General features: G+C 53.9%; 13 protein-coding genes. 10 read left to right on the plus strand and 3 right to left on the minus strand.

Annotation, left to right across the window (positions count from 1 at the left end; genetic code table 11):
* Positions 1-103: 103 nt before the first annotated feature.
* From ACOSYY_RS06050 to ACOSYY_RS06095, 10 genes are all read left to right on the plus strand, one after another.
* The gene (locus tag ACOSYY_RS06050; protein ID WP_421661367.1) at positions 104-463 is read left to right on the plus strand and encodes a DNA-directed RNA polymerase subunit omega; all 360 of its coding nucleotides are present in this window, start codon (positions 104-106) and stop codon (positions 461-463) included.
* A gap of 11 nt (positions 464-474) precedes the next feature.
* The gene (gene coaBC / locus ACOSYY_RS06055) at positions 475-1,710 is read left to right on the plus strand and encodes a bifunctional phosphopantothenoylcysteine decarboxylase/phosphopantothenate--cysteine ligase CoaBC (protein WP_421661377.1); all 1,236 of its coding nucleotides are present in this window, start codon (positions 475-477) and stop codon (positions 1,708-1,710) included.
* 8 nt (positions 1,711-1,718) lie between these two features.
* Positions 1,719-2,471 (plus strand): tetratricopeptide repeat protein, encoded by a 753-nt coding sequence (locus ACOSYY_RS06060; protein ID WP_421661368.1) that lies wholly within the window; start codon positions 1,719-1,721, stop codon positions 2,469-2,471.
* Positions 2,472-2,581: 110 nt separating this feature from the next.
* Entirely contained in the window at positions 2,582-3,079 is a 498-nt protein-coding gene (aroQ, locus tag ACOSYY_RS06065) for a type II 3-dehydroquinate dehydratase (protein ID WP_526023293.1), read from the plus strand.
* A gap of 53 nt (positions 3,080-3,132) precedes the next feature.
* Positions 3,133-3,693, plus strand: a complete 561-nt coding sequence (gene efp, locus ACOSYY_RS06070; protein ID WP_421661369.1) for an elongation factor P — start codon at positions 3,133-3,135, stop codon at positions 3,691-3,693.
* Entirely contained in the window at positions 3,690-4,253 is a 564-nt protein-coding gene (gene accB, locus ACOSYY_RS06075) for an acetyl-CoA carboxylase biotin carboxyl carrier protein (protein WP_421661370.1), read from the plus strand. The genes efp and accB overlap by 4 nt, the downstream gene beginning before the upstream one ends.
* Positions 4,254-4,295: 42 nt before the next feature.
* On the plus strand, positions 4,296-5,636 hold the full coding sequence (gene accC, locus ACOSYY_RS06080; protein ID WP_421661371.1) for an acetyl-CoA carboxylase biotin carboxylase subunit: 1,341 nt from the start codon (positions 4,296-4,298) through the stop codon (positions 5,634-5,636).
* A 179-nt stretch (positions 5,637-5,815) separates the two neighbouring features.
* Positions 5,816-7,063: an efflux RND transporter periplasmic adaptor subunit gene (locus ACOSYY_RS06085; protein ID WP_421661372.1), complete on the plus strand. Its 1,248-nt coding sequence runs from the start codon at positions 5,816-5,818 to the stop codon at positions 7,061-7,063.
* A 62-nt stretch (positions 7,064-7,125) separates the two neighbouring features.
* Positions 7,126-7,836 carry an ABC transporter ATP-binding protein gene (locus ACOSYY_RS06090; protein ID WP_421661373.1) on the plus strand — a complete coding sequence of 237 codons (711 nt, stop codon included), beginning with the start codon at positions 7,126-7,128 and terminating at the stop codon, positions 7,834-7,836.
* Entirely contained in the window at positions 7,837-9,072 is a 1,236-nt protein-coding gene (locus ACOSYY_RS06095) for an ABC transporter permease (protein WP_421661374.1), read from the plus strand. It abuts the gene before it with no gap.
* A gap of 25 nt (positions 9,073-9,097) precedes the next feature.
* Here the strand turns inward: ACOSYY_RS06095 and ACOSYY_RS06100 are convergent, their stop codons facing one another.
* The 3 genes from ACOSYY_RS06100 to ACOSYY_RS06110 all read right to left on the minus strand — a co-directional run.
* Positions 9,098-10,297 carry a cyclic di-GMP phosphodiesterase gene (locus ACOSYY_RS06100; RefSeq protein WP_421661375.1) on the minus strand — a complete coding sequence of 400 codons (1,200 nt, stop codon included), beginning with the start codon at positions 10,295-10,297 and terminating at the stop codon, positions 9,098-9,100.
* A gap of 100 nt (positions 10,298-10,397) precedes the next feature.
* A complete protein-coding gene (locus ACOSYY_RS06105; protein ID WP_421661376.1) occupies positions 10,398-10,988 on the minus strand; it encodes a RusA family crossover junction endodeoxyribonuclease in 591 nt (196 codons plus the stop codon).
* Positions 10,989-10,997: 9 nt separating this feature from the next.
* Positions 10,998-11,204 (minus strand): MraZ-related protein (locus ACOSYY_RS06110; RefSeq protein ID WP_526023292.1); only part of this gene is annotated, 207 nt, incomplete at its 5' end.

Genomic DNA, 11,204 nt, shown 5'->3' on the forward strand with positions numbered 1-11,204 from the left:
ATGGACATGCATTGGCTTGAGCAAAGCTTTATTCTTGAGAAAGATGCAAAATTGGCTGAACGGGAACCGTCATCTATTTTATAGCAAGGGAGCAAGACCTCTTATGATCGACATGCTGAGTTTGTTGCCGCAATATACGTCACATGAGTTTGATTCTCGTCACCGCTTGGTGATCGTCGCGTCACAGCGGGCGAAGCACTTGACTCAAGGCGCTAAACTAGCCGGGTCCTCTCGCTTCACTAAAGAAACAACCATCGCGCTTGACGAGGTGCTGAGAGGTCATGTCAAGTATTTAACCGGCAAGGAAGCCCGCGATGCGATGAAGGAAGCTAAACGAGGGAAAGAAGGAGAGACCGAGCGTATCGCAATGATGACCGGAGAGGACGCCCGGGAAATTAAGAAAGAGCTCAGTGTGTATGTCGATGATACGGTGCAACCGACGACAGCTCCGGCTGAGGAGTAAGCTTGAACGAAGTGCAATCGCCCATTAATTTGTGGGGCAAACGTCTTGTTCTTGGAGTAACCGGTAGCATCGCCGCGTATAAAGCGGTCGGTTTGCTTCGAGTTCTTGCGCGCGAAGGTGCCGCCGTGTCGGTAATCATGACTCAGGCTGCCACGAAATTTGTGACTCCCCTTACCTTTGAAGTCCTCTCCGGGAGACGGGTCGCGACGGACCTCTTTGAATCTCACGAAGAGATGGCTCATCTTGCCCTCTCCGAACAAGCCCATGCGATTATTGTCGCGCCGGCTACGGCAAATTTTATGGCAAAGGCGGCGCTCGGTCTGGCGGGTGATCTGTTGAGTACGATGCTGTTGAATGCTCGATGCCCCGTGATCGTCGCTCCTGCCATGGACGGCGACATGTGGACACACCCCACGGTCGTTCAACATGTTCAGGCGCTCCGCGCTCGCGGCGTCGTCGTGCTTGATCCTGAAGTCGGTCCGCTGGCATCGGGGCAAATCGCACAGGGGAGGCTTCCAGCAGAGTCAAGAATCTTGGACGCGGTACATGCGTCGCTGATTTCTCAGCGTGATTGGCAAGGACAGCGGGTGCTGGTCTCTGCGGGCCCGACTCAAGAACCCATTGATCCGGTTCGTTTTATTTCCAATCGTTCTTCAGGAAAAATGGGATATGCAATTGCAGAAGCTGCACGGGACCGAGGAGCGGAGGTTATTTTGGTTACAGGGCCTTCCGCTCTGACGCCTCCTCCAAGAGTCACTACTGTTCCGGTCAACACAGCGAGCGAGATGAGCGACGCGTTGAATCGGCATTTCCCTACCGCTACGATTCTCATCATGGCTGCAGCGGTCGCGGACTTTCGCCCAAAAATGACGGCTGGGCAGAAGCTCAAGAAACAGGGCAAACCTGAGCTCGTACTCGAGCTTGAAGCCACCCCGGACATTCTCGCGATGTTGTCCGCGCGTCGGACATCGCAAATTGTGATTGGTTTCGCGGCTGAAACTGAGCAAGTATTGTCTCATGCAAAAGACAAGTTAAGAGGGAAAGGATTGGATCTCATCATTGCCAACGATGTTTCACGAGCGGGTGGTGGGTTTGGCAGTGACGACAATGCGGTCGTCATTCTCTCGGCCTCGGGCGAACAGAAAGTCTTGGGTCTGATGCCCAAGCGCCGTCTGGCCGATGAAATTCTGACTGCCGTGCAGGAACTATGTCTGTTCCCTCCCCGTCGCGAGTCCTTCGTGGAGTGATAAGAGCTATGGCGTCAGGTTCAAAAAAAGCTGGTAATGCCGCTGAAATTGATCGGTTGGCCTTAGCCTTCGCTAAGGAGCCAGGGTCCAAGGTCTTTATCCCTCTGGCAGAAGAATACGGCAAAGCCGGTATGTGGGAAGAAGCCGTCGCTATTCTTGAAGATGGGTTGAAGAAGTATCCGGGGTTCATTACGGCCATGGTGGCGCTAGGTCGCGCATATGAGCAGCTGAACCAACCAATCAAGGCTAAAGCCATTCTCGAAGAAGCCATAAAATTAAGCCCTGATAATCTTCGTGCGCATCGAACATTGGCCAAGCTCTACGCGGCTCAAGGAGCCAACGAAGCGGCCATCCGATCGTGCAATGTCATTTTATCCATACATCCGCACGACCAGGAAGCCTTGTCTCTTCGTGTCGGGCTCGACGTACCGACGGCTCATGGAGCGGCGCAATCACCAGGACCAGGATCAGGACAATTGCATGAGAAAGCAGCGAAACGTGCAAACCTTGACTCTGCCCGTATTCGCGTCGATGGCAGGCCATCCGTTTTAGACGGTGCGACCCCGACAATGAAAGATGAGGTCAACGGTTTGTTGAGTAGCGTATCCGGCTCAGTAGAAAGATCTGTTCCTACGAGCGGTTGCACGGTCCAAGCCTCACGGAAAACTAGAAGTTCCACGATCGCACGGCTTGAGCAGTGGCTCAACTTGGTCCAGACACGTCGACGAAATCCCCAAGCCTCTTCTCGATTCCATTCCTAAACTTCCACATGGCCTTCAATGGTTTGACCCCCTGAGAGGGGGCTGCTAGAATGCCGCCTTTGGTGCGTGAAGCGCGTTTATTATATAAGGGAGGTATCGCACTCGACATGCTGCGCATCCTGGTCCTTCACGGTCCCAATCTGAACCTGTTGGGGCATCGCGAGGAATCCATTTATGGGACGGTGACCCTTGATACGATCGATGCGTCATTGATAAAGCTGGGTGGTGAACTTGGAGCTGAACTGGTTATTCGCCAGTCGAATCACGAAGGGGAATTGGTGAGCTGGATTCAAGAGGCGCGACGCGGCTATCACGGCATTATCATTAATCCAGCCGCTTATACTCACACCAGCATTGCGATACGCGACGCCCTGGCTGCCGTTGATTTGCCTGCCATTGAGGTCCATCTGTCGAACATCCACCGGCGTGAAGAATTCAGGCGCCATTCATACGTATCGGGAGTTGCATTGGCGCAGATCGCCGGGTTAGGTGGGACCGGATACCTATTGGCCTTGCGAGGACTGTGTGAGCAAATATCTGCTACGGGATCGAAGCATTCTTCCGGTGCGGGTACCTCACCAAGCGGAGCGAAGACAGGAGCGCATTAAGGGTATCACCAGGGCCGGTGGCTTCTTAATAGAAATAATGAAGGGAGTTGCGAGTGATTTCCACGGTGGATTTTCGTAGCGGCGTGCGCTTGATGGTTGAAGGTGAGCCCTTTTATATCGTCGACTTTCAGCACGTAAAGCCTGGCAAAGGCGGTGCCTTTGTACGTACGAAGTTGAAAAGCTATCTCTCCGGAAATGTGCTGGACCGAACGTTTCGCTCGGGAGAACGGTTTGAAGAGCCTGATCTGGAGGAGCGAGACATGCAGTTCCTCTACGCATCCGGAGATTCCTATACTCTGATGGACACTGAGACATACGAGCAATTGACCTTTGAGAGGAATCAGTTGGGAGAGAACGCCGATTTGTTGAAAGAAAATATGATCGCCAAGATCCTTATCTATGAGCATCGCCCCATCGCCGTCGAGTTGCCGAACTTCATCGAGCTCAAAGTGATCGATGCGGAGCCGGGTGTGCGGGGAGACACTGCCTCTGGAGGAACCAAGCCGGCGGTCGTGGAAACAGGAGCGACGATCAAAGTTCCACTCTATTTGGAGGTCGGCACCGTCATCCGAATCGATACTCGCACCAGATCCTATGTGGAGCGTGTTCGGTGAGTCCCCGTCGATCTGTTCGTTCCAAGACCAGGACTCGTCGGATTGTGTTGCCACAGACGGCGAGCGAGACAGGTCATGAGGTTTCACTCACAGAGGGATCCACCAAGCAAGTTCAAGAACTCATCGATCTGCTTCGGCGGAACAATTTGACCGAGCTTGAGTTTGAACGACAAGGTATCCGGATCCGTGTCCGTCATGAGCTCGTAGCCAGACCTCTCGCGACTTCAGCGCAGGAAGCTGTCCCAACCGTGCCGCAACAGCCGATGCATTCCGCTTCAGCCACGACATCGGTGTCGGATGCAAGCACGGGTTTTGTCACCATCACTTCCCCCATCGTCGGCACGTTTTACCGATCCCCCTCACCGGACGCCGATCCGTACGTTGAAGAAGGAGAGTCCGTGAAAAAGGGGCAAGTGCTGTGCATCGTCGAAGCGATGAAACTCATGAACGAAATCGAGTCGGAAGTGAACGGTCGTCTTGTCAAGATCTTGGTGGAAAACACGAAGTCAGTGGAATATGGTCAGGCGCTGTTTCTTATCGACCCCAAAGCCGCTTCATAGTCGTTCTAAAAGCTGTCCTCGCCATTATATCGGAGCCGAGACGTGTTTAAGAAAGTTCTGATTGCCAATCGCGGAGAAATCGCGTTGCGAGTGATCCACGCGTGTAAGGAACTCGGCATCAAGACCGTGGCCATTCATTCTGAAGCGGATGCGCTTGCGCTGCACGTTCGAGCGGCCGACGAAAAGGTGTGCGTTGGGCCGGCAGAATCCGCATTGAGTTACCGAAATATTCCTAACGTTTTGAGTGCCGCAGAGATTACGGGAGTCGACGCCATCCATCCGGGGTACGGATTTCTGTCGGAGAACGCCCATTTTGCGGAAGTCTGCGAGTCAATCGGCATTAAGTTTATCGGACCGAGTTCAGAAAACATCGCCATGATGGGGGATAAAGCGAAGGCGCGTGAAATCGTGGCGAAGCGAGGGCTTCCGGTCACACCCGGGAGTCCGGGTGAATTGCGCAGCGAGGATGATGCGTTGCAGGCGGCGCAGAAGATCAGCTTTCCCGTCATTATCAAAGCTACGGCTGGAGGGGGAGGGCGTGGCATGCGTGTCGTCAACAAGGCCGAAGACCTGGGCCGAGCCTTTCAAGCCGCTCAGGCTGAAGCGAAATCGACCTTCGGCAACGACGGTGTGTATCTCGAGCGGTACTTTTTGGAGCCGCGTCATATCGAGGTGCAAATTTTGGCGGATCAATACGGTCGGGTGGTCCACCTCGGAGAACGAGACTGTTCAATTCAACGGCGACATCAAAAACTGGTCGAGGAAACTCCCTCCCCCGTGGTCGATGACAAATTGCGTCGAGAAATCGGTCGAGTAGCTGTGGAGGCGGTGAAGGCCGCGCATTACCGAAACGTGGGCACCGTAGAGTTTTTACTGGACAAAGACCGTCAGTTTTATTTCATGGAAGTCAATACCCGCATTCAAGTGGAACACCCGATCACCGAAATGGTGACGGGCATAGATCTGATCAAGGAGCAGATTCGTTTGGCCGCCGGTCATCCGCTTTCTATTCGGCAACAGGATGTGGTCCTCACCGGACACAGTATGGAGTGCCGTATTAATGCCGAAGATCCGGAGAAGTTTACGCCGTCTCCAGGAACAATCACCAAATATAGCCCGCCGGGAGGATTCGGAATCCGGGTCGATTCCGCCATGGAGTCGGGCTCGGTCGTTGTTCCTTACTACGATTCGATGATCGCAAAGCTGATCACGCATGGCCGTGATCGACACGAGTCAGTGGCTCGTATGAAACGGGCGCTCGACGAGTTTATCATCGAAGGTATCAAGACCACCATCCCGCTTCACCGTCGAATCCTCGATGATTCAGACTTTCAAAAAGGCCACGTGTCGACGACGTTCTTGGAACGATTCTTAGCCAGCTAAACCGGCAAGTTCTTCCTCAGTATTTTCAGCGTTTCTCGACCGAGTATCTCATCCTTGGTAAGCTGTAGTTCGATAGTCAACGCCACAGAGCCTTTCCCGCTTGGAGCGAGGAGAAGGGTGCATCACCCGTCGGCTTCCTGATAGGATACACAGGCGCTCAACTGTCGAGCACTTCATATATGCGACGTATCGGCCTCATTATCAGTGTCGTAGCTATCGGAATCGCGATCGGTGGCTACGTGTTTTTCAACGGAGAACGGAAACCTCCCATTCGATACCGGACGGCAGCGGTTGAACGTGGTCAGGTTGTGTCTGTCGTGAGCGCTACAGGGACCATCAATCCGGTCGTATCTGTCCAGGTGGGTACACAAGTGTCAGGGATGATCAAAAGCCTCCACGCCGATTTCAATTCACGAGTGAAGGCCGGTGATACGGTTGCGGTCATTGACCCCGAACCGTTCAAGGCACGGCGAGAACAGGCTGCCAGCAATCTGGAAATGGCGCGATCAAACGTTGCACGATCCAAAGCCGACTTGGCGCAGCGAAAACGAGAGCTCGACCGTGTTCAATCGCTGTTGCCTCAGCAGTTTGTTTCTCAAAACGACGTCGATATTGCACTCACCAATTTCCAGAGCGCAGAAGCGCAGTTGCGGGTCGCTGAGGCGCAGGTCAAGCAAGCTGAAGCGGCATTGAACGCGGCTGAGCTGGAACTGAAATATACCGTCATTCGGTCGCACGTCGACGGTATTGTCGTCGCGCGGAATGTCGAGGTCGGCCAGACAGTTGCATCCAGCTTTGCCACGCCCAATCTTTTTCTGATTGCCCTCGATCTGACAAAAATGCAAGTCGACACCAATGTGAGCGAGTCGGATATCGGCGGGATGACGGAAGGCAAGGATGCAATTTTCACCGTGGATGCCTATCCAAGTGAGTCTTTCGCTGGGGTGATCCGACAGGTGCGGCTTGCACCCATGAACGTCCAGAATGTCGTGACCTACAACGTCGTCGTCAGCGTGGATAATCCTGATTTACGCTTAAAGCCCGGAATGACCGCGAATGTATCGATTGTCGTGGCTCAAAAAGATCAGGTACTCAAGGTTCCCAACGCAGCCCTCCGCTTTATGCCTCCGAAAATCGAGGGAGAGCGAGCGGGATCAGACGGACAAGTGGCCAAAACGCATCAGGGACGCCCGATCCTCGCGGGAGGTGAAGCAAGGCAGTTGGGCACTGTCTGGACGCAGGCGGAAAACGGTGAACTTGTTTCCTTATCAGTCCAAACGGGCATCTCGGATGGCGTCACTACTGAAGTCATCTCCGGCGGTCTTACGGAGGGTGAGTCAGTCGTTGTGGGTATCGAGCAACCCTTCGGGCAAAGAAAGGGCAGCGAGCTGCCGCCTGGATTCGGGAACCAGCCGCGCCGAAGGTAATCTGCTGCCACCGTCACCCGGTCTCATTCATCTTTAGGCATCATTCCATACTGGATGGGTTCGTGAGCGCCCTGATCATTTGCGAAGATATTTGGAAGATCTATCAGGTCGGCGACGTTGAAGTGCAGGCGCTGAAAGGGTTGAGTCTCACTATCCAGCGAGGCGAGTTCATCGCCATTATGGGATCGAGTGGATCGGGTAAGTCCACATTGATGCACATTCTCGGGTGCCTGGATCAACCCACAAAAGGGCAGTATTGGCTGAACGGTATTGATGTCGGACATTTGCAGCCGGACCGATTGGCGGAGATTCGAAATCAACAGGTCGGATTTGTGTTTCAGAGCTTTAATCTTATTCCTCGCACCAGCGCCTTGGAAAATGCTCAATTGCCGCTGTTTTATCGGGGACTTTCTCTGAAGGAACAGAAATCGCTCGCCTCTGCCGCGTTGCAGCGTGTCGGGTTGAGCGGTCGCGAGCACCATTCACCCACGCAACTTTCCGGAGGACAGCAGCAGAGAGTGGCGATTGCTCGGGCACTGGTGACATCGCCCTCCTTGATCTTAGCGGATGAACCGACCGGAAATCTCGATACACAGTCCAGCGAAGAAATTATGAGTATTCTCGAAGGATTGAATCGGGATGGTATTACGGTCATCCTTGTGACACATGAAGTGGATATCGCCGCTTATGCTTCGCGTGAAATTGTCATCAAAGACGGTCGGATTCTGATCGACCGCAGGACCAAGGGCCGGTCTCAGACGGTGGAGGTGTAAGTGCCGACGTTCGTGTGGCTCACCATCGTGACCGCGTTCCGAATCCTCCGACGAAACCGGCTACGTGCCGGATTGACCATGCTCGGAATCATCATTGGCGTCGGGGCGGTCATCGCTATGATCAGCATCGGAGAAGGAGCGAAACTGGCCGTGCAGAAACAGATCGCCACCATGGGCACGAACGTCATCATGATCTGGCCCAGTTCCATATCAGTCGGCGGCGTGCGGGCGGCGCAAGGTAGCGCCGTCACGCTGACTGTTACAGATGCACTGGAACTGAAGAAACGGATTCCTCTTCTTTCCGATACCGGGTGGGTCATACGAAACGCCGTGCAAATTGTGAACGGAAACCGTAATTGGAACAGCTCGGTTCACGGAGCATCGCCCAGCTATGTCACCATCCGAGACTGGTCTTTCAGCAGTGGAGGGTCCTTTACCCAGGCCGATCTGGATAGCGCGGCGCGTGTGGCCCTTCTTGGACAAACCGTGGTCGAAAATCTTTTCGATTCAGGCGAAGAGCCGGTTGGGGCGGTCATCCGGATCAATAACGTCCCGTTTCGGGTCATCGGCGTCCTATCCCCTAAAGGGCAGTCTGTTCAGGGCTACGATCAGGACGATATTGTATTTATCCCTTTCTCGACTGCGGAGCGAAAAGTTTTTGGAACATTGTTCCTTGGATCGGTCGGAGGGATTTTTGCGTCCACAGAACGAACCGAAGACCTGGAGGATGCGGTCGACCAAATCCGGCAGGTCATGAGATCACGACATCGTTTACAGAGTGATCAACCGGATGATTTCACCATTCGCACACAGATCGAAATCGGAAAGGTGCAGGAAGGGACCAGTCAAACCTTGACGGTTATGTTGATGATAATCGCGTCAGTCTCGTTACTTGTCGGCGGCATTGGGATCATGAACATTCTGCTTGTCTCCGTGACCGAGCGGACTCGAGAGATCGGTATACGCATGGCTGTAGGAGCGAAACGGCTGCATATCCTGATGCAATTTATGATCGAAGCGATGACTCTCAGTGTGATCGGAGGATGTATCGGAATTCTATTCGGTATACTTGCGGCCCGCTTGACGACGGTGATTGCAGGTTGGCCCACGATTATATCAGGCGATACGGTGGCGGCGGCATTCGGATTTTCCGTCGCGGTCGGCTTATTTTTTGGTTTATATCCGGCCAATAAAGCCTCTCGTCTCAATCCTATTGACGCGTTGCGCTACGAATAGTGTCGATCACCATTCATATTGCTTTTCAGCGATCCATCTCAATAATCGTTTCAATGGCTCGTGCCTGGGATTCGTCGGTCTGGTGTGCGAGGTCGACGACAAACGGCATGAGGTACTCCGTACCGCCTGGTTGGTGGGTAATGGTGACGATCGGTTGATGCAGTTTTTCTTGATTGAGCTTCGTGACCACGGCCGACTCTTGTGTATTCAGCCGCACATGACTATGGACCGGATAGATACCAACTCTCGCGATAAATGACGACAAGATTCGTTGGTCGAGCGCGCCTTGCCGCGCTTCTTGATACAAGCATTGAAATGCTTGATGGGAAGTGAGCGGAAAAGCGCCGCCGAATCCGGTGATTAATTCATCGTATCGATCCACCACCATCAGGATGCGGGAGCGGTCGGAGGTAAACTGTCCGCGTGACTCTTTCGGGTAGCCGCTGTCATCGAGGTAGACATGGTGATTCGCGATGAGATGCAGTATGGCAGTCTCAATCCTGCCTTGTCGCTCCAACATCAGAACGGCGCGGCGGGGATGGGTTTCCAGTTCGTGTTGGTCGACCTTGGAAAGGCCTGATGCCGCATGAGCATGGCTGACAACGGCAGGCCGGATCTGCAAGAGGCCGATATCATGTAAGAGAGCGGCGGTCGCAAGCTCCTGTAGTTCCAGAGGGTTGAATTGAAAGGTTTGTCCTAAGACCAATGATAGCGTGCAGGTGGCCAGTGCATGGCGGCTGAGAGTGGAATCGCCGGACCGGTTTTGACTCAATGCCATGAAAATAGCGGAGTCGGTGAGAGTTCTCATCGCGATCGTGATTTCTTGGACCGCTTCGGCCGCCTGCTGAGGGTTGACCGCCCCTGTTTTTGTGATGGTCGTAAAAACCGATTCTACGGCTTGCCCCATTTGTTGCTTGGCTAGCTTGGCTTGGACATATTCTTCGTTCAGTTGGGCCAAAGGCTTGGGTTGCTTCATGCTCCAAGTAGGGGTTGCCTCGGTTCCAGCATGCGGTGTCTCCGATGTTTGACGCGGCGGGGAAGCGACTCCGCGGTCGAGATCGATGTCAACGATCTTCACTCCTGCGCGTACTAATTTGTCGATCTGCGAAGGATGCTCAATCAGGAACGAATGGCGGAGTAAGGGAGAGCGGAACCACGAAAGGTCCAGACGGGCGACGTACATTCCGATCTGAAGCTCACGGACAGAGATGCGTGTTGTCGCCATCGGAGTCCGGTTACCAGTAAATGGAGATCCAGAACTACTCTCTTCAGATATCGGCACGGACGGGAGATAACTGTAGCTGAACGAGCGATACGATGAGACATCAGGCCGGAGGATGAGGCGGGTGAAGAACCGACAGAGAGACTTCGATGCGAGGGTCGGATTTGTCGACCTGTTTGTACAGGTGCGTTTCAATGATGCGATTGTCATTCAAGCCGAGCCCCTCGCAGACCGCGTCTTGGGCGATCTTCAGACCGCCATCGAGGTCGCGTCGTAAAGCCGATGCAAAAAAGAATCGGATAGTGAGCGCGAGCGGCCCAGATTGAAGGCGATCCCGCAAGGGGATTCGAGCGGGGAATTGGGACAAGGCCAGCCATACTTGACGACCGACATGTGTTTTGTACAGGCGTCCGGCAGAGGAAAGCAAACGGCGTCCGTTGACCGTCGCGTATTGATGGTTGATGCTGGGAGGGACGGGCAATGTGACCTTGAACGAATCCGGCGTGATGATGGGAGGATGCGATGGTGTCCGAAGTGCAACCTTCAACGGATCAGACTTTGGCGACACAGTCGTGCCGGCGGCCCGTCGTAACTTTTTCGGCGTGGATGGGAAGACCGGATCGCCACAATGCGACATGGCAGGAAGGCGAAACTTTGATGAACGGAAATCGTATCGACATCGATCGGATGGCATGGAGCCGAACTAGAGGAGGTTCAGGATCTTTGCCATATTCTGTTCAAAGCGATCTTCCGTACGGGCGAGGTATCGACGCCATTCGCTTGGATTCCAAATTTCCATTCGGTGATACAGGCCGACGAGGATGATCTCTTGGTCTTCATCGACCGGAACCAGCTTTCGCAAGCGACCAGGAATCAGAATCCGCCCGGTTTTATCGATATCCGAAGAGCC

The organism is Nitrospira sp. BLG_2 (assembly GCF_049222245.1).

What these genes read in the sequence shown, in the direction of transcription:
- ACOSYY_RS06050 (WP_421661367.1), top strand. Translation starts at nt 104, where the DNA reads ATGATCGACATGCTGAGTTTGTTGCCGCAATATACGTCACATGAGTTT.
- ACOSYY_RS06060 (WP_421661368.1), top strand. Translation starts at nt 1,719, where the DNA reads ATGGCGTCAGGTTCAAAAAAAGCTGGTAATGCCGCTGAAATTGATCGG.
- ACOSYY_RS06085 (WP_421661372.1), top strand. Translation starts at nt 5,816, where the DNA reads ATGCGACGTATCGGCCTCATTATCAGTGTCGTAGCTATCGGAATCGCG.
- ACOSYY_RS06100 (WP_421661375.1), bottom strand. Translation starts at nt 10,297, where the DNA reads ATGGCGACAACACGCATCTCTGTCCGTGAGCTTCAGATCGGAATGTAC.
- ACOSYY_RS06105 (WP_421661376.1), bottom strand. Translation starts at nt 10,988, where the DNA reads ATGCCATCCGATCGATGTCGATACGATTTCCGTTCATCAAAGTTTCGC.